This window comes from Bacillus sp. REN16, from assembly GCF_020731355.1.
Taxonomy (GTDB): Bacteria; Bacillota; Bacilli; order Bacillales; family Bacillaceae_L; genus Ferdinandcohnia.
The window spans coordinates 304481-326456 of the sequence record NZ_JAJFZK010000004.1 but is presented as its reverse complement, the minus strand read 5'-3'; the positions used below and the strand labels follow the sequence as shown (position 1 = coordinate 326456).

General features: G+C 38.4%; 22 protein-coding genes. 3 read left to right on the top strand and 19 right to left on the bottom strand.

The genetic code is table 11. From position 1 onward, the window contains the following. Positions 1 to 23: 23 nt before the first annotated feature. From LKW28_RS07235 to rpmG, 8 genes are all read right to left on the bottom strand, one after another. Positions 24 to 986 (bottom strand): ROK family glucokinase, encoded by a 963-nt coding sequence (locus tag LKW28_RS07235; protein ID WP_229139670.1) that lies wholly within the window; start codon positions 984 to 986, stop codon positions 24 to 26. Between the two features lie 21 nt (positions 987 to 1007). Then, entirely contained in the window at positions 1008 to 1220 is a 213-nt protein-coding gene (locus LKW28_RS07230) for a YqgQ family protein (protein ID WP_229139669.1), read from the bottom strand. A gap of 122 nt (positions 1221 to 1342) precedes the next feature. Next, the gene (locus LKW28_RS07225) at positions 1343 to 2812 is read right to left on the bottom strand and encodes a spore germination protein (protein ID WP_229139668.1); all 1470 of its coding nucleotides are present in this window, start codon (positions 2810 to 2812) and stop codon (positions 1343 to 1345) included. A gap of 121 nt (positions 2813 to 2933) precedes the next feature. Beyond that, entirely contained in the window at positions 2934 to 4481 is a 1548-nt protein-coding gene (locus LKW28_RS23120) for a rhomboid family intramembrane serine protease (RefSeq protein WP_229139667.1), read from the bottom strand. Positions 4482 to 4602: 121 nt separating this feature from the next. Continuing rightward, positions 4603 to 4782 (bottom strand): hypothetical protein, encoded by a 180-nt coding sequence (locus LKW28_RS07215; protein ID WP_229139666.1) that lies wholly within the window; start codon positions 4780 to 4782, stop codon positions 4603 to 4605. A 48-nt stretch (positions 4783 to 4830) separates the two neighbouring features. After that, positions 4831 to 5619 (bottom strand): DUF92 domain-containing protein, encoded by a 789-nt coding sequence (locus LKW28_RS07210; RefSeq protein ID WP_229139665.1) that lies wholly within the window; start codon positions 5617 to 5619, stop codon positions 4831 to 4833. Beyond that, entirely contained in the window at positions 5612 to 6181 is a 570-nt protein-coding gene (locus tag LKW28_RS07205; protein ID WP_229139664.1) for a 5-formyltetrahydrofolate cyclo-ligase, read from the bottom strand. The genes LKW28_RS07210 and LKW28_RS07205 overlap by 8 nt, the downstream gene beginning before the upstream one ends. Positions 6182 to 6252: 71 nt before the next feature. Further along, positions 6253 to 6402, bottom strand: a complete 150-nt coding sequence (gene rpmG, locus LKW28_RS07200) for a 50S ribosomal protein L33 (protein WP_057998762.1) — start codon at positions 6400 to 6402, stop codon at positions 6253 to 6255. A gap of 175 nt (positions 6403 to 6577) precedes the next feature. Here rpmG and LKW28_RS07195 point away from each other — a divergent pair, with 175 nt between their 5' ends. Further along, positions 6578 to 6952 carry a hypothetical protein gene (locus LKW28_RS07195; RefSeq protein ID WP_229139663.1) on the top strand — a complete coding sequence of 125 codons (375 nt, stop codon included), beginning with the start codon at positions 6578 to 6580 and terminating at the stop codon, positions 6950 to 6952. A gap of 121 nt (positions 6953 to 7073) precedes the next feature. Here the strand turns inward: LKW28_RS07195 and phoU are convergent, their stop codons facing one another. The 10 genes from phoU to LKW28_RS07145 all read right to left on the bottom strand — a co-directional run bounded on the left by phoU (position 7074) and on the right by LKW28_RS07145 (position 19513). Then, complete coding sequence (gene phoU / locus LKW28_RS07190) at positions 7074 to 7733, bottom strand: phosphate signaling complex protein PhoU (protein WP_229139662.1); 660 nt, start codon at positions 7731 to 7733, stop codon at positions 7074 to 7076. 31 nt (positions 7734 to 7764) lie between these two features. Further along, positions 7765 to 8571 carry a phosphate ABC transporter ATP-binding protein PstB gene (pstB, locus tag LKW28_RS07185; RefSeq protein ID WP_229139661.1) on the bottom strand — a complete coding sequence of 269 codons (807 nt, stop codon included), beginning with the start codon at positions 8569 to 8571 and terminating at the stop codon, positions 7765 to 7767. 27 nt (positions 8572 to 8598) lie between these two features. Further along, a complete protein-coding gene (gene pstA, locus LKW28_RS07180) occupies positions 8599 to 9483 on the bottom strand; it encodes a phosphate ABC transporter permease PstA (protein WP_229139660.1) in 885 nt (294 codons plus the stop codon). A 2-nt stretch (positions 9484 to 9485) separates the two neighbouring features. Continuing rightward, complete coding sequence (gene pstC / locus LKW28_RS07175) at positions 9486 to 10427, bottom strand: phosphate ABC transporter permease subunit PstC (protein WP_229139659.1); 942 nt, start codon at positions 10425 to 10427, stop codon at positions 9486 to 9488. A gap of 92 nt (positions 10428 to 10519) precedes the next feature. Then, the gene (locus LKW28_RS07170) at positions 10520 to 11503 is read right to left on the bottom strand and encodes a PstS family phosphate ABC transporter substrate-binding protein (protein WP_229139658.1); all 984 of its coding nucleotides are present in this window, start codon (positions 11501 to 11503) and stop codon (positions 10520 to 10522) included. A gap of 203 nt (positions 11504 to 11706) precedes the next feature. Next, positions 11707 to 13800, bottom strand: a complete 2094-nt coding sequence (locus LKW28_RS07165) for a peptidoglycan D,D-transpeptidase FtsI family protein (RefSeq protein WP_229139657.1) — start codon at positions 13798 to 13800, stop codon at positions 11707 to 11709. 149 nt (positions 13801 to 13949) lie between these two features. Further along, positions 13950 to 15236 carry an MFS transporter gene (locus tag LKW28_RS07160; RefSeq protein ID WP_229139656.1) on the bottom strand — a complete coding sequence of 429 codons (1287 nt, stop codon included), beginning with the start codon at positions 15234 to 15236 and terminating at the stop codon, positions 13950 to 13952. A 1309-nt stretch (positions 15237 to 16545) separates the two neighbouring features. After that, positions 16546 to 17154, bottom strand: a complete 609-nt coding sequence (sodA, locus tag LKW28_RS07155) for a superoxide dismutase (RefSeq protein WP_229139655.1) — start codon at positions 17152 to 17154, stop codon at positions 16546 to 16548. Between the two features lie 174 nt (positions 17155 to 17328). Then, a complete protein-coding gene (locus tag LKW28_RS07150) occupies positions 17329 to 17811 on the bottom strand; it encodes a DUF456 domain-containing protein (RefSeq protein WP_229139654.1) in 483 nt (160 codons plus the stop codon). Between the two features lie 67 nt (positions 17812 to 17878). After that, entirely contained in the window at positions 17879 to 19513 is a 1635-nt protein-coding gene (locus LKW28_RS07145; RefSeq protein ID WP_229139653.1) for a Na/Pi cotransporter family protein, read from the bottom strand. Positions 19514 to 19782: 269 nt separating this feature from the next. On the opposite strand from LKW28_RS07145, the gene LKW28_RS07140 reads away from it, so the two are divergent. Next, entirely contained in the window at positions 19783 to 20118 is a 336-nt protein-coding gene (locus LKW28_RS07140; RefSeq protein ID WP_229139652.1) for a LysM peptidoglycan-binding domain-containing protein, read from the top strand. 251 nt (positions 20119 to 20369) lie between these two features. After that, positions 20370 to 21476 carry a flavodoxin-dependent (E)-4-hydroxy-3-methylbut-2-enyl-diphosphate synthase gene (gene ispG, locus LKW28_RS07135; protein WP_229139729.1) on the top strand — a complete coding sequence of 369 codons (1107 nt, stop codon included), beginning with the start codon at positions 20370 to 20372 and terminating at the stop codon, positions 21474 to 21476. Positions 21477 to 21539: 63 nt separating this feature from the next. On the opposite strand, the gene LKW28_RS07130 is transcribed toward ispG, so the two are convergent. Further along, the gene (locus LKW28_RS07130) at positions 21540 to 21923 is read right to left on the bottom strand and encodes a DUF4190 domain-containing protein (RefSeq protein ID WP_229139651.1); all 384 of its coding nucleotides are present in this window, start codon (positions 21921 to 21923) and stop codon (positions 21540 to 21542) included. Positions 21924 to 21976 lie beyond the last annotated feature (53 nt).

Here is a 21976-nt window from a genome sequence, read left to right as displayed (position 1 = left end):
TTTCTAGTACTTTCGGATTATTTTTATGACAATTTTGTTTTTGCTAAATATGCGGCACCAATCACACCTGCATCGTTTCCTAATGTGGCAATTGTAATTTCTGCAACATCTGCGACTCTTGGAAACGCAAAGCGTGTGAATTGTTTTCTTAATGGTATCAGCAATTGTTCACCAGCTTTTGAGACACCACCACCGACAACAATTTTTTCAGGGTTTAGTCCATTTGCCACATGACTTAATGCTAAGCCCAGGTGGTAGGTAACATCTTCAATAATGCTCTTCGCAAGCTGATCCCCTTTTTCTGCTGCTTCAAAAACATCCTTAGAGGTGATTTCACCCGTTTTTTCAAATTGATCACGAATAAGGCTTGGCTCATTATGAGCTTGGATTGCCTCTTTCGCCAAACGGGCAATGCCTGTCGCTGAAGCGATCGTTTCAATACAGCCGGTCTTGCCACAGCCACATAGTGAACCACCTTCAGGTATCGAAGTGATATGGCCAATCTCTCCACCTGCACCATTTGCTCCGCGAACTACCTCACCGTTTGAAATAATACCACCACCAACACCAGTTCCTAATGTTACACAGAGCAGATTCTTAGCTCCTGCTCCGGCACCCTTCCACATTTCACCGATTGCTGCTACGTTCGCATCATTATCGACGACTGCAGGTAGACCGATATAAGCCTCTAACTCTGCTTTTAAAGGGTACATTTCTTTCCAGCCTAAGTTGGTTGCTTTATAGACAACCCCATCTTCGAAACGAACTGGCCCAGGTGCTCCCATTCCCGCACCAGCAAATTGTTCTATCTTAAGCCCTAATTCATTCATTTTTACCTTAATCGCTTCCGCAATTTCGGGAATAATTTTGTCCCCTGATTTATCGGTTGGAATTTCCCATTTGGTGACAATTTCACCTTCTTGTGTAATAAAAGCTAGCTTAACTGTTGTACCACCTAAATCAATACCTATCAATAATTTTTCCATATGTATTTCCCATTCCTTTATTTATTTGTTCTTGGCTCTTTTCTCTGTTTCCCATACGATTTCTTGACGGAGAAGAAAGATGGCTGTTTGATAGTCCTTTGTTTCAATGAGCTGGGAATTGTAAAGCTCTTGGATCTCAGCCTCCATTAATTCAAGATCAGCCACTCTTTCACCGACATAAATGATGGTTCCAAATTTTTTTAGAAATTGTTGAATATCATAAATTGTTTTCACATTTTCACCTGCATTCCGCAATATAAATCTAGCTTATTCAAAAAAAGGGGAACACGCAAGTCTTTATCATAAAAGTCCTTGAAATTGTAAAAGGAGTGCTCGTTTGAACACTCCCTAAAATTTTATTTATCTGGATCCTGCGGATGCAAGATTTTTGGTCGATTTCGTTTTAACGGAATTGGTGCACGGAATAAGACATCCTTAAATCCTTTATAGGAAAATGGGATAAACGGCCATAAATACGGCACATTAAAGGATTTCATTCGAGCTAGATAAATAATCCAAAGTGTAATCCCACCTACAAAACCAATTACCCCAAAAATACTTGTTGTTAATAGTAAAAATAATCGAGCCAAACGGTTTGCAAGACCCATCTCATAACTCGGTGTTGAGAAGGTTCCAATTGCGGCAATTGCTAAATACAAAATAACCTCATTTGTAAATAAACCAACTTCGACGGCTACCTGTCCAATTAACATCGCAGCGACAAGTCCCAATGCCGTTGCAAGGGAGGTCGGCGTGTGAATGGCTGCCATTCGTAATAGATCAATTCCTATTTCAATTAAAAAGAACTGTAAAATCAATGGTAATCTGCCATTATCATTCGGCCCAATAAACTTAAGTTCTTCTGGCAACAATTCAGGATGAATAGCAAATAAATACCAGAGCGGTAATAAAAAGAGCGAAGACCATACACCGATATAGCGAACTAGGCGAAGGTACAGGCCTGTAACTGGACTATTCCGATATTCCTCCGCATGCTGCATATGATGCCAAAACGTTGTAGGTGTGATAAGGACACTTGGAGAACCATCTACCATAATAATAATATGACCTTCAAATAAATGAGCTGCCGCTGTATCAGGTCTTTCCGTGTATCTTACAACCGGGTATGGATTATAATGTCGCCCTGAAATATATTCCTCAATGGTTTTCTCAGCCATCGGCAAACCATCTGTATCTATTTTTGAAATTGCATCTTTGACTTCCTTTACATGATCAGGATCGGCGATATCCTCAATATAACTTACAATGATATCTGTTTTTGAACGTCTCCCAACCTGCATATATTCCATTCGCAATGATTTATCCCGAATTCGTCTTCTCGTTAAGGCTGTATTAAAGACGATTGTTTCAACATAACCATCCCTTGAACCTCTAACAACTCTTTCAGTATCAGGCTCTGCAGGACCTCTTACAGGATATGTTCTTGCATCAATTAAGATCACTTTTTCAAGTCCATCAACAACAAGCGCTGTTGGACCTGCAAGCACCATATCAACCACCTTATCAAGGTCATCGACACTTTCAACTTCGACATAAGGAATATACGTCTTTAGCAGTTTTTCTAAGCCATCTATTTTAAACGTGTCTTCATCCTGTTTTGCGAGAAACTTTTGCAGAAGGTGCAGCATGTCATCTTTGACTAGACCGTCAATTAAAAACATGGACATCTCTTTTCCGGCATATTCCATGTCAAGTTGGATGACATCAAAGCTTTTATCTACACCAAGGGCTTCTTTTAAAAAGCTTCGATTTTCCTCTATACTTGTTGAGACCGGATGCTTTGGCTTTTCTTTTTCATTTCCCATCTGACTCACTCCAATCACGTACAAAAGCAACTTGTAAGGCTACTAATCCATCATTGACGTAAAACTGGAAAAACATACCGATTCGGAAAAATAAAGAAAAGTGCCTCGTTTGAGACACTTTTTACAATGAGCCATTCTCCATGGCATTTATTTCGTTCATTAATTCCTTGTAATTTTCGTTTTCCGGATCTACTTTAATTGCTTGTTCGACAGCCTTTTTTGCATGTTCATAATCCTGTAATTGGACATAGACTAAAGCAAGATTATAATGTGCTTCAGATATCTTTGGTGCTTTGTTCGTGACAATTTCCAAATGATCTCTTGCCTCTTCAAGCTTTCCTAATTTAATCTCAGTATAGGATAGGTAAAAAAACACTTCGGGTGAATCTGTACCTTGTTTTTCGGCAGTTAGTAGCACGTCATAAGCTTTTTGAATTTCATTTGCTTCAATATATTCCTGTGCCGTTTGAACGATAAATTGAGGATTATCAGAATGCGGCTGAACAACATATCCGACATAAAGAAGAGCACAAACAGTTACAATTGTTGCCGCTAATCCACCTAATCGTTTTGCAAATTCCTTTTGCTTCGGCAAATGCACAATGCTAGCTGCTAAAAATCCGCCAACCAAGCCGCCGATATGACCTGAGTTATCAATTCCCGGAATCATAAAACCTAAGGCTAAGTTAATGATAATAATTCCAATTACATTTGGCCCCATTGTTCGAAAAAAAAGTGAAGGATAGGCTGTACCAAAAAACAATAGTGCACCAAAACAGCCAAAAATAGCACCAGAAGCCCCGGCAGATATATTTGCATTAAATACAAAACTCGCTAGACTCCCTACGAATCCTGCAAATACATAAATCATTAAAAACCTTAGTTTTCCGTAGAGCCTTTCAACCTCTGCCCCTAAATAATATAACGCTAAGGTATTCATTAGAAGATGAATAAATCCAATATGTAAAATCATCGGCGAGAAAAAACGCCACCATTCACCATTTAAAATCCGAAAGTTTTCCTTTGCCCCATATTTCAGTAAGGTTTCAGTATTTGTGCTTCCTCCATGCAATTCTAGAATCGCAAACATAATTATTTGAATTGCAATAAGGATATAGGTAAAAAACGGTTTACCATTTTGGAAGACTTGCTTTTCATTTGAGATCCGTTTATTTGCAACCGTAATGACCTCTCGTTTTATGCTTTCAATTGTTTCGACATCAATATAGATGGAATCATCCAATTTAAAATCAGTCTGAACAAACTTAGATACCTCCTGTAATCCAGTATCCAAATGTTCCGAATCAATTAAAACCGTATGTAAAGTTGTATGACCTTTTGCACCTGCAACAAGTGGATCTTGTAATCGAAATTTCCAATCGTCGACAGGCGGGAATGTCGTAATATAAATATTCAAAGCATCCAGTTTGCGAACATATAGGCGTTTTCTTAGTTGTTCTAACCTTCCTGCTGTGATTTCCATATCACGTTGCATCCAATTGCTCCAGTCCAAATCATGGCGCAGGATACGGATAATTCTTGGTTTATTTTTTTGTGTCGTCTCCAACCATATTTCATTATTTGATTTTGATAATTGAAGAATTCGATAGCCGCCCTCTAACTGAAGCTTCTCAATCATTTTCCAATAAAGATAATCCTGCTTGAACACCAAATCCCCCCTTGTCCAACGAGTTTCTTTTATTATAAACGTTTTTCTATAACCTTTACCAAATTTCTGTCTTAAAAATTGAAAAACCTGTTGAATGAAAGTTCAACAGGGTTTTTTCTCTCTATCGGAAGGCTTGGTGCATCATTTTATTTCGAATAAATGGGATTTTCATCGACGAACTGATAAAGATACGTCGGATTGCCGGGTTACCAAATACGCGATTAAAAATACGATATCGGTATCTGTAGACAGCATAAATCCCTCCAAAAAGTAAAGCTATTCGGGTCAATAAGCTCAACATTTTTATCCCTCCTAGCTATACTTTTTGATTAACTCTTTCATTTTATCCTTATAATAGTGAAAGGAAATATGTCCCAAGTCCAGAAGCAAGCAGGATTGATATAAAATTCACAACATCATTATTGAAATAGCGTAAACCCTTTAGATAGGCTGTTTCCTGTCCACAATGGACCCTTTTTTCCGTTTCCATTCCACAGACAGAGCATCTATACACGACTTGGATAGTTGCCCCGATAATGGTATCAATTAAATTACCGCAAAAACCGATCAAAGTAATTCCTGCCAACAGAGGAATAGAAAGTTCTGGCCAAACTAAAAATGAAATGGCACTAATCAGAAATGAACCCAAGAAGCCAGCAATTGTGCCTAATGAGGAAACAGCTCCTGATGTCCCAGCATCAACCCGTTTCATTTTTGTTAGGAGAATTGGCTGTTTTTTACTAAGAGTCCCTATTTCTGAAGCCCAAGTGTCAGCGTTTGCTGCTGCGATCGAGCCAATAAAAAAGGTTAACCAAACGAAAGAATCCGTCGATACAAATAGGAGACTGGCAAGCGCTGCGACGCCGCCATTGGCGAAGACTTGGATGATATCCCGTTGTTCTCCTTTTGCCACTTTATTTTTGAGATTGTCTTTATTTTTAGCTTTGAATTTACTCCATAAGCTCGAGCTTGCAAAAAAGACTCCTAATAAAAGTAATCCACGATACCCAAAGCCAATCGACACAGCACTTCCTATTATGATCGTCCCGATAGCCCCGCTAAATGTTAAAGATTTAAGTCTGTATCCCGCTGCTGCCACGACAATTGAAGCAAGTATTTGGATTGATAGATTAATCATGGGTTTCAATAACCTTAGTGTTTGTCACGATTTTCTGAACAGGAATATCGAAAGGCTCAACTGGTATTTCATTAACTAGCTGATCTTGAAAAGCTAAGGAAACGGTATTCCCTTGATATTCCATTAAATATCGATCATAATACCCGCCACCATGTCCTAGGCGATATCCGTTTGCAACGAAGCTTAGGCCCGGTACAAATAATACATCCATTTCATTATGTAAAACCTCTTGTGTTTCATCTTCAATTGGTTCTTTTAATCCATAATAAACCACTTCAAGTTGTGAAAATGAGGTTATTTCACGGAATGTCATCGATTTAGTTTTTGGATGACACTTTGGGACAGCCACACGTTTGTTTGTTTCCCACGCTTTCTCGATCAAATATTTCGTATTAACCTCTAATTCTCCAGAAATCGTGATACCAATTGTCTTTGCATTTACCCATTCGGGCAAAGAAAGAACTTGTTCTGTTATATCCCGTGACCATTTATGTAAAGTGGCTTTCTCTATCGAACGTAAAGTTTCTTTCATATCTTTTCTCATGTCCTGTTTCGTTTTCAAGCTATTCGCCTCCCCTTGTCCTTACTTCTATTATATACATAAAAAAAACAGCAGGAAATTGCTTCCTACTGTTACTTTGTTTCACGGTGTAGAGTAACCTTTTTTAGTCTTGGGCTATATTTTTTAACTTCAAGACGGTCAGGGTTGTTACGCTTATTTTTAGTTGTAATATAATTACGATCACCAGTTTCAGTACAAGCTAAAGTGATTTTAACACGCATGGTCATTTCCCTCCAAACATTTAAAGCTTTAATCAGACTTAACCATCATACCACTTAACTAATCAAAATTCCAGTGCTATTTTTATGAAATTAGAATTTCTAAATACTATATTAAAATACATATTCAACGTATACAAAATGTTGTCCACGTTTGTAAGTTAGGATAAGATTAGTAATGGAATGGAGTGAAGATATGGAATACGCATTTATGATTCTATTAGGTATTGCAATACTTCTTCTTATCATTTCCTTTTATGGAAAAGACCGGATTAAAAAGGTGCAAGAAGAAATTGATCAACTTTCCCTTTCTGTCATTCAGGAAACGTATCTTATTAAGAAAAAAGTGAAAGTCCTCGAGGAAGAATTACTCACAAATGATATCGATTATGAGGGACCGCCGCAAACAAGTGCCATGTCTTTATCGAATTCCTCAATTTTATCTTTATATGATAAAGGGTTAAGCTACGAGGAGATCGGTAAGAGAACAAATTTGCCGGTTGAAGAAGTTCGACTCATTCTGGAGCAGGCAAAGAAAATGGGGCTCATCTAATGGATAAATATTTATTACGTGGAATTGCAATCGGAATCATCCTGTCAACCATTGTTTATGGGGCTATTTACTATTTGACTGCATAAGAAGACTCAAGCCATCAAACAGGCTTGAGTCTTTTCTATGCATTTAAATCAACATTTTTTCCTTTAACCATATAAATGATATGCTCAGACATATTTGTCGTATGGTCGGCTATCCGTTCAATATTACGGGAAACAAAAGAAAGCTGCGAAATTTGATTGAATGCATCAGGTTTGCTTGGCATTAATTCGAGTAGCTCTTTTATGGTTTTACCGTATAAAGCATCGACCTCATCATCTTCCTTAGCCGTTTCGATTGCTAGTTCAATATCTTTCTCGATATATGCTTTGATTACGTTATTTAACATATTCAAGGCCATTTCCGCCATTTTAGGAATATCCACAATTGGCTTGATGAGCGGTCCGTCTCCGATATGGATAACGGATTTTGCAATATTGACAGCAAGATCGCCGATTCGTTCGACATCGTTTGAGATTTTTAATCCGGCGATAATCGCACGAAGATCAGATGCGACCGGTTGTTGTTGGGCGATGAGTTGGATGATTAAATTGTTGATTTCTTCTTCAAGGTCGTTAATCTTTTGGTCTTCTTGAATGATTTGCTCAGCCATTTCGAGATTTTGAGTTGCAAGTGATTGGACTGATTTTTCAACCGCTATTTTTGATAAGTTTACCATTTCAATGAGTAATTCTTTAAGTCGATCTAAATCTTTATCTAGTGTCGTGCGTATGGACATATCGTACTCCCCTTTAATTATTTTTTATTTCTTACCCGAAACGACCTGTGATGTAGTCTTCTGTCCGCTTGTCGGATGGGTTTGAGAACATTTTATCTGTTTTTGCATATTCAATGATTTCTCCACTCAGGAAAAATGCAGTTCGATCAGAGATACGTGCTGCTTGTTGCATGTTATGTGTAACGATAATAATGCTAAAATTTTGCTTAAGTTCTTGCATGAGTTCTTCAATTTTCAATGTTGAAATCGGGTCAAGTGCTGAAGTTGGCTCATCCATTAGAATAACATCAGGTTCAATTGCTAAACACCTTGCAATACAAATTCTTTGTTGCTGACCACCTGAGAGACCATATGCATTTTCATGAAGACGGTCTTTTACCTCATCCCAAATCGCAGCTCCACGCAGACTTTTTTCCACAATTTCATCTAAAATCTTTTTATTTCGGATCCCGTGAATTCGAGGTCCATAGGCAATGTTGTCGTAAATCGATTTTGGGAACGGATTTGGCTTTTGGAAAACCATTCCAACCTTAGTTCGAAGTTGTTCTTCTTTATAGGATTTATCAAAAATATTTTTCCCTCGATATAAAATCTCTCCAGAAATTCGTACAATGGGTACAAGTTCAACCATTCGGTTTAATGTTTTAATATAAGTTGATTTTCCACATCCCGAAGGTCCAATAATCGCCGTGACTTCGTTTTCGTAGATTGGAAAGTTAATATTTTTTAACGCATTGTCTTCCCCATACCAAAGATTTAAATCCCTTGTATCATAAACAATTTTCTTATCTGTTTGATCAATATTTATATTTTTATTAGTCATAACATTTAATGTCATTGTTTGTGTTTCTCCCCTTAAATAAGTTTAAAATCTACTTTGGAACTTGTTTCGGATCATGATTGCAATGGAATTCATTAAAAATAGAACAATTAGCAGAACCACAATTGTTGCAGCAGCAAGATTGGCATATTCAGCAACTAGAGCAGAATCGAGTGTCCAATAATAAATTTGCATTGGCATTACTGTAAACTTGTCAAAAATACTATCTGGGAGTGGAATTAATAGTGCCGGTATTCCAAGAACTACAAGTGGAGCTGTTTCTCCAATTGCTCTAGAAAGTGCCAAAATAACTCCTGTTAAAATTCCAGGTAATGAAGCAGGTAATACTACATTTTTAATGGTTTGCCATTTGGTAGCACCCATTCCATAGGAAGCTTCACGAAGAAACCCCGGAACTGCACGAATCGCTTCTTGACTAGCTACTACCACAATTGGAAGGACTAATAAAGACATTGTCAGTCCGCCCGCTAGAACAATATTGCCTAAATGAAGGCCACGAACAAAAACGGTTAATCCTAGAATTCCAAAAACGATTGATGGAACGCCCGCAAGATTGGAAATATTCGTTTGAATAAAACGTTGAAGGCGGCCTTTTTTCGCGTATTCTTCAAGATAAACCGCTGTTCCGACACCAAGAAAAAGTGTGATTGGTGCAACTACAATCATTAACCAAAGCGTCCCAAGGAGCGCGCCCATAATTCCCGCGTTTTCAGCTACGGTAGATAGTTTGCTTGTTAAAAATTGAAGGTCGATCCAACCAAGACTTTGGGAGATAACCCGATAAAATAAAATTAACAAAACGACTAGACTAAACATGATTGAGATGAAAAAGATTGTTTTTGCAATTTTATTTGTCATTAACCTTGTTTTCAAAGTCTTTTGCACCTGAGCTGCATCTACATATTTCATTCTTAATATTCCTCCTTAAACTTGCGAGAAATATATTGAGCAAGCATGTTCATGATTAATGTAAAAACGAATAATGTCATTGCTACCCCGTATAGGCTGTAATAAATTGTTGTCCCTGCAGCTGCATCGCCGCCATTTACTTCTACAATATAAGAGGTCATTGTTTGCATTGATTGGGTAATATCAACTGTAAAGTTCTTTGAGCTTCCACTTGCAATCGTAACAATCATTGTTTCCCCGATTGCCCTAGAAATGCCTAGTACAAATGAAGCAATGATTCCAGACATCGCAGCAGGTATGACAACCTTCCAGGTTACTTCAAGTTTCGTTGAGCCTAAGCCTAGCGCGCCTTCTCTCATCGCATTTGGCACTGAGCTCATCGCATCTTCTGATAGAGATGCAACCATTGGAATAATCATGATTCCCATTACGATACCTGGACTAAGGATATTTGTCGGTTCAAGACCAGGAAAAATAGATCGTAAAAGAGGTGTCACGAACGTTAAAGCAAAGAATCCATACACAATCGTCGGAATACCAGCAAGAATTTCAAGGATCGGTTTTAAAATCTTTCTAACACGATCTGAAGCATATTCACTTAAATAAATGGCAGACATCAAACCGATAGGTATTGCGACTATCATGGCTATGGCCGATGATATAATCGTTCCTGTTAATAGAGGTAATACCCCAAATTGGGCATTTTCGCCTAGGGGTTTTAATACGGTACCGGTAAAAAAGTCAAGAAACGGTACACGTTTAAAAAACTCGAATGTTTCAAAAAGAAGAGTAAAGACAATACCAATTGTCGTTAAAATGGAGATAATCGCAATCAAAAGCAAGCCTTTTGGAATGGCTTTTTCAATTAAAGTGTTCATGCTTTGATTGCTTTTATTTTGAGCAATCAGTTCTCTTACGTTTAAAGCTTTAGAACCTTCCTTCATGATAAACTCCCTTCAAGCCAAATATTTTTTCTATCTATAAATTGGGTTGAAGATGAAAGCCAAAATATGCCCTCATCTTCACTTTTGAAAACCTATTTTAAAGCTTCTAATTCTCCAACCGTCTTTTGTAATACATCTTCTGGAAGTGGAGCAAATCCAGTTTCTGCTGCTATTTCAGCTGCATTTTCCATCGTATAGATTGCATAGTCTAATACTTGTGCCTTTTCCTTCGCCATATTAACATTTAGGTACGTAAATACTGGTCTAGTAAATGGCGCGTAATCACCATCTTCACTGATTGTTTCTGTACTCGGTTCTACCGGACCGTTACCAAAGTCAATTTTTACAATTTTTACTTTTTCTTTGTTGCTTGCAGCATAACCATATCCAAAGAAAGCAATTGCATTTTTATCTTTTGAAACTAGGTCTACTAATGTTGAATATTCTTGTTGTAAACTTGCTTCAGCTACAAGATCTTGCTCATCTAAAATGCTTTCCCAGAAGAATTCATACGTACCGTGGTTTTCATTAGGACCATATGTTTTAATTGGCTCATTTGGAAAATCGGAACGTACATCAGACCAATTTTTCTTACCAGCACTTGCTAAGAAAATATCAATAACTTCTTGCTGTGTAAGCTCTTCTGCCCAATCGTTTTCTGGATTCACAACAAACGTTAATCCGTCAAGTGCAACCTTTAATTCTTTCACTTCAATCCCAAGTTCCTTAGCTGTTGCTGCTTCTTCGTCTTTGATTTGGCGTGACGCATCATTAAAATCAGTTCCGCCATCTTCAACTAAGAATTTTTTAAATCCAGCACTTGTTCCAGCGCGGCTCACCTCAACCGATACATTTTCTTGCTCATTTAACATATAATTTTCAGCCATCTTAGACATGAAAGGAAATACTGTACCAGACCCATCAATTACTACACTGCCTTCTAATTCAGCACTTTCAGTTTCGCTTCCCGTTTGCGGTTCTTCTTCCTTCGTGCTGCTGTCATTTCCTCCACATGCTGCTAATACAAGCAGTGCAAATGTGATTATTGCTAAACCTATTAACTTAATTTGCTTCATTTCTTGTATTCCCCCTAAGAGTGAGTTTGTTTTGCTTTGTCTTACAGTATTAGAATAATCCGATTCTATTAATCTCGTATGAATTAAATGTAAAGGTTTTGTAAATTTGAATATAATGATGAATATACCCCTTTTTTGTCGATGCCTGATTCATTTTTGACATAGAAAAAAGCCTAACGAAAATTCGTTAGGCTTTTCTTTTATCATTCAGTTTCTGCTTCATCTTCAGTTGTGTCCTGCTGTGCACCTGCATTTGGTGTCTCCGTTTGTTGTGGCTGAGCAGCTCTCTTTTCTTTTAGCTCAAAATATTTGTCCAAAATGGCTGCTCCAACACTAAGGTTCATGTTATGTGATGTGTTACCATAATAAGCGTATGGAATGACTACAGCAAATGCCACTTCTGGATTGTCAAATGGTGCATATCCAACAAGTGTACTATTAACAACTTCAATACCATGGATAAATGACTGGGCTGTACCAGTTTTTCCAGCAGCATTATAAGGTTTACCAGCAAATGCACTGCGGGCAGTCCCATTTCCGCCTTGAAAAACTAATTTAAACCCCTGCTGAACCCGATTGAAATATTTCTGGTCGATCTCGACTTTATTTAGAACAGTAGGTTCAAATGGCTTTTGGATCGGACCTAATTCATTCTCCTCCATCGTTGGTTGATGAATTTCCCTTACAATCTTCGGCTGCATTCGATATCCGTCATTCGCAATCGTTGACACATATTGTGCTAATTGTAAGGTTGTATAAGTGTCATATTGTCCAATCGCTAAGTCCATTAGCAAACCTGGGCCGAATGATGGGCCAGTATAACCCGAACCCTCACCTGGTAAATCAATTCCTGTCTTCACTCCTAAACCAAATTGACTGAAATAGTTTCTAGCCGTACGAAAAGCATCATAATCAATCGAAATCGATTGGTTATAGACATAATGTCCACCTGCTAAATCAAGAAATGTTCTAAACATATAGACGTTTGATGACATTTCGAGTGCTTTAAGGTCGTTTGTTGGGCCTAGGTTTTTCCAAGATGCCTTTGTTTCCGTTCCTTTAATTTTTATGGGTGCATCGTAGTACATCGAACCAATATCAATTACCCCTGTATCATAACCAGTTAACATGGTCGCGCCTTTGACAGTGGACCCCATTTCATAAGCGGCATTCATGGTACCAAGCGCATAATCCTGGAATTTGCCTTTGTCGTATAACTTTCCAGCCATACTTAATATTTCACCTGTTTTGGGATCCATCATGACGACAAATGTGCGGTCAAGATATTGCGTATTCCTATTTTGCTTATGAACCAGCATTTGTTCTTCAATAATTTGTTCAACCGCCTGCTGCAGCTCCATATCAATCGTGAGGACTAGGTCACTGCCTCTTTGTCCTTCTGAAATCATTATTGTTTCTTGGACAGCGTTACCTTTGATTACATTTTTAACTTTGGCTTTTTGGCCATGTAATACTGATTCATATTGTGCTTCTAAATAGCTTAAACCAACACGATCATTTAGGTTATATCCACGAGCTAAATAATAATCCAGTTTCTCGCCCGGCAGTCCTTCATCTGTATCAGAAATTCGTCCGAGAATTGTTTTTAAAGTATTATCAAATTTATAGTCACGAATCCAATCAGTTGTTGTATTCACACCTGGTAAATGTTCTAGATTTTCACTAACGACCGCATATTCCTCTGGTGTTACATTTTCATTTTTTACAATTTGCGGGACTAGTGCATAGCCTTTTGTCATTTCGCGGAAAATAGCCGCTACCTCTAGCTCTGATTCAGTTATTTGATTAAGGTCTTCTTCCGTAATCCGTTCGATTTGCAGTTTGTAAATATCCTTACTTGATAAATCGCCATCTTGCTCTTTCTGCAACTCTTCATCAGTAACAAGCGCTTTAGCCTTTTCAGGATTTTCTAGCATCCAAAAATCTTTTAGGTCTCGTTCTGTTACTTTGTCAGGTTTCATCTCAATTAACTTCGCAAGAGTTTCTGCAATTTCTAACACATCTTCCTGCTTTGTTCCTTGAGCACGTGTATATGTGATTGCGTTTAGCGCCTGATTATCCACGATAACATTCCCATTTTTATCATAAATCTTTCCCCTTGGAACAGGAAGATTAACGATTTTGTCTTCTGTCTTATCTACTTCCTTTTGAAATTTCTCACCGTGAACAATTTGCACAACCCCAAGCCGTAAAATCAGCGCTGAAAAAAGTAAAAAGACAGCAAAAAATAGCATATTTAAACGAAAGGGAACATGTGACTTTTTCTTTTTAATCATTAACATCAACTACCTTTATTTATTTGCCTATTATTAATTTTATCATAGTGCTAACTTCTTATGAATTAAAAAGACACCTAGCCAGGCTAGGTGCCTTATCTTCTATTGTAAAAGAAACTTACACTTTTTTCTACGATAAAAATCTGGGTTTAAGCAGTTGAACCGCCTTCACCTTCAATTAGTTTACGGTTTGCGGCAGATTTTGATTGAACTTCACCAGTGGCATTGGGTATTTCAATACGCCTAACCGGAAAATAAAGAAGTAAATGCCCAGCACCGACAATGGCCAGAAGAATAGGAATACTTTGTTTTTCATCAAAAAATGTGACAGCGATCAGGAACAATATAATTGATAGAATCCTGCCGAGATTAAGAAAAAGTTCCCTAACGACTATATATTCGATCCTCATCTCTTTTGAATTCCATCCTTTTCCAATCACATCATAGGTTAAGGAGTTGTACGGAACAAGCAAAATTGGGTAACCAACTCCAATAATGACACCATATAAAATCAGCCTTGTATAATTTACATCAAAAAGAATCGCAAATATAGCCAGATACACCATTAAACCACCGACAAGAATTGCCTTTTTGCGCATTTTCTTTTTGATTAACCTCGTTGCTAAAAAATAAAACAAAAAGGATACGGCTGAATTGATTAAACCAAATTTCCCTAAGGCCAACTCGCTGCCAGTTGCAACAAATACAAACACCGAGATGACAAATACAAAGGTCCCTTCACGAATACCTTGAAAAAAGTGAGCATGGAGGATACCCTTCCAATTTGAATTGTTTTTTCGTTCTGAAAGAATTCGCCTAAATAAAAAGTCCCCTTCAGCACTTCGCCTTTTTAAGAAAAAGCTAAGCACAACAGCACCGATAAATAACCCTAAAGAAATTCCGAAAATAACGGTGTATCCGGTAAAACTCGCCATTGAAGAAATGATGATTCCCGCTGCAATTGGACCTAGCATCCCCGCAAAGGAACCAAGCAGCCCCAAAAAGCCGTTGAAAAAATCACGTGTTTCAGGCTCTGTAATCTCAAAGGTTAAGACATTAAAGGCTAGCCAGTAAAAACCATAGCCAATCCCAAGCAGTGCTCCTAAAAGCAATAAATAGTGTGAAGCACTTTCACCTATCCATAAAACGGTGATATAAAAAATGGCTAAGAATGAAACTCCAAGCCGTAGTACGATCACTCTATCTATTTTTTTTGCCCATCTTCCCGCAAGGATAAAGGTTAATGGTTGTAAAACGACGACTGCTAAATTATATAAGCCTAGATCTTTAAAATCACCTGACTGCTTCCATAAGTACACATTCACAAATGTGTTTGATAAAGCGATACTTAGTGCATATAAACCACCAATGACCAGTAACAAAATTAAATCCCTGTGTATGGGTACATCACCGAGTACCTTTTGAAAACGAAACATTTGCTGACTCCCCTTTTTTAACTACACTCATTATTGTGCGATAAAAAAATGGAGATATACAAAGAAAAGCCAAAGTTGCATAGTGATATACCCTTTACCCCATTTGCTGTATATCATTATTTGAATTATGGCTCGATGATATACCTCTATGGAGTTTGCGGTATACCATTTATCGTTTTGCGATAAGATGATATACCGATAACTTGGGTTTGCGGAAACAAAGTTACCATTTTTTATTTCTTTTTGGCAATCGGGCACGATTCCGGCCCTTGCGTTTCCCTTTTGGGATTTCTTTTCCAACAATCGGACACGATTCCGGCCTTTGCGTTACCCTTTGGGGATTTCTCTTCGGCAATCGGGCACGATTCCGGCCCTTGCGTTACCCTTTTGGGATTTCCCTTCGACAATCGGGCACGATTCCGGCCCTTGCGTTACCCTTTTGGGATTTACCTTTGACAATCGGACACGATTCCGGCCCTTGCGTTACCCTTTGGGGATTTACCTTTGACAATCGGACACGATTCCGGAACTTACGTTACCCTTTTGGGATTTACCTTCGACAATCGGGCACGATTCCGGCCCTTGCGTTACCCTTTTGGGATTTCCCTTCGACAATCGGGCACGATTCCGGCCCTTGCGTTACCCTTTGGGGATTTCCCTTCGGCAATCGGGCACGATTCCGGCCCTTGCGTTACCCTTTGGGGATTTCCCTTCGGCAATCGGGCACGATTCCGGCCCTTGCGTTACCCTTTTGGGATTTCCCTTCGACAATCGGGCACGATTCCGGCCCTTGCGTTACCCTTTGGGGATTTCCCTTCGGCAATCGGGCACGATTCCGGCCCTTGCGTTACCCTTTGGGGATTTCCCTTCGACAATCGGGCACGATTCCGGCCCTTGCGTTACCCTTTGGGGATTTCCCTTCGGCAATCGGGCACGATTCCGGCCCTTGCGTTACCCTTTGGGGATTTCCCTTCGGCAATCGGGCACGATTCCGGCCCTTGCGTTACCCTTTTGGGATTTCCCTTCGACAATCGGGCACGATTCCGGCCCTTGCGTTACCCTTTGGGGATTTCCCTTCGGCAATCGGGCACGATTCCGGCCCTTGCGTTACCCTTTGGGGATTTCCCTTCGGCAATCGGGCACGATTCCGGCCCTTGCGTTACCCTTTTGGGATTTCCCTTCGACAATCGGGCACGATTCCGGCACATAATAAGATCAAGATCAGTAGAAAGCAGCTCTGAGTCTATGCATACAAAAAAACCAGTGGAAGAATCCACTGGTTTTCACCTAAGGCTTTAGCCCACATTATTTATTTTGCAGCGTTGTAACGGTTTGCTACTTCTTCCCAATTTACTACATTGAAGAATGCAGAAATGTAATCAGGACGACGGTTTTGATAGTTTAGGTAGTAAGCATGCTCCCAAACATCAAGACCAAGAATTGGAGTTTTGCCTTCCATTAATGGAGAGTCTTGGTTTGGAGTGCTTGTTACTTCAAGCTCACCGTTGTTAACAACTAACCAAGCCCAACCAGAACCAAAACGAGTTGTAGCTGCTTTTGTAAACTCGGCTTTGAATGCATCTAAACTTCCGAATTTGCTGTTGATTGCATCAGCTAATTCACCAGTTGGCTCACCGCCACCGTTTGGAGAAAGAATTGTCCAGAATAGGCTGTGGTTTGCATGTCCACCACCATTGTTTCTTACTGCTGTACGAATATCTTCTGGAACAGCATCAAGATTAGACACTAATTCTTCAACTGATTTGCTTTCTAAATCAGCTTTGCCAGCAATCGCATTGTTTACGTTTGTAATATATGTGTTGTGGTGCTTAGTGTGGTGAATGTTCATTGTTTCTTTGTCAATGTGTGGTTCTAATGCATCATAAGCATAAGGTAATTGTGGTAGTTCGTATGCCATGTTTATTCCTCCTAAAGTATATGTAATATTTGAACCTTTTGAAAACGAATTCGTTTTCATTAGCCCTCACTTGTTAGATTACCAAAATAAGTATAATCTTTCAAATAAAATGCTTTACTATTTGATTAGTACACAACACCAGATTTAAAGTTCCCTTGAAACGAAAAATTTATACTAAAACACGACAATGAAAAAATAGATAATCATGATGGCTTGAATGACTCCTTTTGCTAGAACGCCACTTAGAAAACCAATGAGAGACCCAATACCGCTTTTAAAAGCATTCTTTAGATCCTTTTTATGTACGAGTAATTCTGCTAGAAATGCTCCAAGGAATGGGCCGATGATTATACCAAAAACCGGTATCACAAATGGTCCAACTAAAAGTCCGATCGTACTTCCCCACACAGCAGCCTTACTACCGCCATACTTTTTAACACCTAGTAAATTGGTTGCATAATCCGCCCCCAATAATAGAAGCAGAAACAACCCCTCAATTAACCAGAACCATATTGTGAATGAATCAAAGCCTTGAAAAAAACCATAAACCAAAAAACCGCCAGCAATAAACAGTACACTTGGAATGATTGGATATACCAGTCCTACAAAAGCGATTACAAACAATACAATGATGATCGCCCACATTAGTAATCCCATTTTGCTTACCTCCCTTCAAAAAAATACAAGGCATTGAAATTTGCCTTGTATTTCATGTTTTAGAATATTAAAGATGTGTTTCGCCTAGAACGGCTTCAGCAATATTTACAGCGTGGTCGCCGATTCGCTCTAAATTACTAATAATGTCAACAAATACGATACCTGCTTGACCACTGCATTTTCCTTCAGTTAAACGTAGAATATGTTTTTTTCGTAATGAACGCTCCATCGAATCGATTTTTTCCTCTTGTTTGACGACATCTATTGCAACAGTACGATCATTCTTCTGAAGGCATTGAATGGCCTCACTTACAGTATCAGTAGTTAATTTAAACATTTCATTTAAATCTTCCATGGCCCCTTCGGTTAACTTCACTTTGTTTGAAATTTGATAGTCAACCAATTCCACAACGTTTTCGAAGTGATCCCCAATTCTTTCGATGTCACGGCAAGAGTTTACAAGCAATGAGTGTAGTGCAGATTCTTGAGGTGAAAGCGATCTTGATGAAATTTTCACTAAATAATCCGTAATTTTTTTATCAAGATTATTAATCGCATCTTCAATTTGTAGTGCAGTATCCGAAAACTTCTGCGATTTTTGATTAAGATAGGTGTTGGATTCTTCTAGCCCTTTAACAGCAAATTCACCCATTCGAACAACTTCTTCTCTTGCCTGACCTAATGCAATAGCTGGTGATTGTTGAATAAAAACAGGGTCTAAGTGTTTCGCCTTATATTCAATAATCGAATCTTCACCAGGAATTAGCTTTGTTACAATAAATGCTAAAACGGCAATGAATGGGAACTGAATTATTGTATTTGTCACATTAAACGTACCATGAGCAAATGCAATTGTCATTTCAGGATTTAAATGTAATGTCGTTTGTAAATATCCTATTAACTTTGTAAACGGTCCAAGGAACAACAAAAAAAGTATTGATCCAATAATATTAAAGAGAACATGTGTAAACGCTGCTCGTTTAGCTGCAACAGATGCTCCAATTGAGGCCAATACAGCAGTAATGGTTGTTCCGATATTATCCCCAAATAAAACTGGAATAGCCGCCTTAAGTTCCAATAAACCTTCACCGAATAATCCCTGTAATATTCCAATTGTAGCACTCGAACTTTGTACAACGACAGTAAATACTGTACCTATAACAACTCCTAAAATAGGGCTTGAACTCATACTAACAGTTAAATCATGGAATGTTTCTAGGGTACGGAGAGGTTTCATTCCATCTCCCATTAACTCTAAACCTAAGAAAAGTGATCCGAACCCAAAGACAATTTGTCCAAAATTATGTACCCTCTTATTTTTAAAGAAAAATAGTAATATTGCCCCGACAGCGATAATTGGGAGTGCGTAATCGGAAATTTTAATACCAATAATGAATGCGGTAATTGTTGTTCCGATATTTGCTCCCATGATAACACCGATTGCTTGTCGTAAAGTCATAAAACCAGCACTAACCAGCCCTACGACGATAACTGTTGTTCCCGAACTGCTTTGGATTAAACATGTTACAAAAACACCTGCAAGAACACCCATGAATGGATTGGTTGTAAACTTATCTAAAATATCCCTCAGTTTATCACCCGCGGACTTTTGCAGGCCATCCCCCATATACTTGATACCAAAAAGAAAGATACCGAGACCACCTATAAACTGAAATATCATACTCTGAACGTCTAATTCCACTATGACAACTCCTACTATTTTTTAAATTTGTAAGCAAACCCATTAAAAATAGTAACGCAGTCTATTTTTTATGTAAAGGTAATATAAAGTAAATTTACAAACCTGTAACATTAGACTCTTTTCTATCTCGTAATTATATTTTTTACTCCCCGCGTAAAAGTATGCATTTCTAGCTACCCTATTAAATTTTTCCCCATTCTATTAATTATGGAATATTAAGGTGAGCCACGCATATTCTGTATTAAATAGACCTAATGGAGGTTTTAGATATGAAACGATTCTTCACATTTCTAGCAATTGCATTTATTTTATATATTATTTATTACGATGTAAAAATTGGAACTCTACCAGTTGCAAAAAATGAAGCGGTAGAGGTAATAGCAGGAACAGAAGTCGTTGCTCCCCACCCAAGTGATCCATATAAGGAACTCACAGTAAAACCAGGTGACACGCTGCTATCAATCGTTGAAAAAATGAATGAAGGGCAGAAGATCACTTCTATTGAATCGGTAATTAAGGATTTTGAAGAGCTTAACCCTGATAGTAAAGCCGAGCTTCTTCAGATTGGAAAAACCTATAAATTCCCCCTATATACAAATGAATAACAAGCTTTTCTTGTCAATTTTTTGTTTCAACTGTAAAATAGGCAGGTAAATGATTCTTTAGACTAGATATTTTTCTAATAAAGGATTACTCTTATATAAGTGATTAAAAAGCTTTATCTTTATTCTGCAAAACTGACAGAATAAAGTAAGCCTCCGGCGGATGCCACAGATTTTTAAAGGAATTTTTTCGAGCTTGCTCGAAAAAATCTGGGCGCAAATACGCCAGGGCGCATTTGATTTTTAAAGGAGCGATATTCGTGAGTGAAATCATCCATCGTACAAAAACACGTCCTGTAAAGGTTGGTAATTTAACGATTGGTGGTAATAATGAAGTCATTATTCAAAGTATGACCACTACTAAGACACATGACGTTGATGCAACTGTTGCAGAAATCAAACGTCTTCAAGAAGCAGGATGCCAAATTGTTCGTGTAGCATGTCCTGATGAGCGTGCAGCAAACGCAATTTCAGAAATAAAAAAAAGAATTTCAATTCCGCTTGTAGTTGATATACATTTCGATTATAAATTAGCCTTAAAAGCGATTGAGGGAGGGGCCGATAAAATTCGGATTAACCCAGGTAATATCGGTCGTAAAGAAAAGGTTGAAGCTGTTGTAAAAGCAGCGAAGGAAAAAGGAATTCCAATTCGTATCGGAGTAAACGCGGGATCATTAGAAAAGCGCATCCTTGATAAGTATGGTTACCCAACTGCAGACGGTATGGTTGAGAGTGCATTACACCATATTAAAATCTTAGAAGATCTCGATTTTCATGATATTATCGTGTCAATGAAGGCTTCTACCGTAGAACTTGCAATTGAAGCATATGAAAAAGCAGCAAAGGCGTTTGATTACCCATTACACTTAGGTATTACTGAATCTGGGACACTATTTTCTGGAACAGTGAAGAGTGCGGCTGGTTTAGGTGCAATCTTAAGTAAGGGCATCGGAAATACACTTCGTGTCTCACTAAGTGCGGACCCTGTTGAGGAAGTAAAGGTTGCACGTGAATTGTTAAAATCATTTGGGTTAATATCCAATGCAGCAACACTCATTTCATGTCCAACATGTGGAAGAATTGAAATTGACCTCATTAAAATTGCAAATGAAGTTGAAGAGTATATTGCAAATATTAAAGCACCTATCAAGGTTTCAGTGTTAGGCTGTGCTGTAAACGGCCCTGGAGAAGCAAAAGAAGCAGATATCGGGATTGCTGGTGCACGAGGTGAAGGCTTGCTGTTCCGCCATGGTAAAACCGTTCGAAAAGTACCTGAGGCAACTATGGTAGATGAATTAAAAAAAGAAATCGACAAGCTTGCTGAGGAATACTTCGCAAAACAAGCTGCTGAGCAGAAATAACAATAAGATAAAAACAAGCCCGACACTGTATGTGCCGGGCCTATTTTTATTATTTTTTAATCGTTAAAAAAATGGGAGAATGAAGATGCCGACGATTATCGATACAGCACCGATTCCGATTGCCCATGCTCCTAAACCAGTTGCTCCACGTCTGCGTGCAATGAATCCAATAATAATACCTGCTGCTCCTAATATGACAGGCATTACAAATAACGAAATAATTGATAAAGCTAGAGCGAGCCAGCCTAAACCTGCTCCACCTGCTCTATCCACCGTATGATCACGATCTGTCTCACGCCTAGTGGTTCCATAATTGATCGGAGGGGCAACCTCTGCCGCCGTTTCCTCATTATAGCTTGAGTCAGCATTTGCACCTATGTTAGGGTCAACGTAGTAATCAAAATCATTATCGTCACGATAATTTCTTACGTCTTTATCTTCTGCCATGCTTATCCCTCGCTTTCCTTATGGGTAAGGAGCATTTATAGTATGAGTTAGGA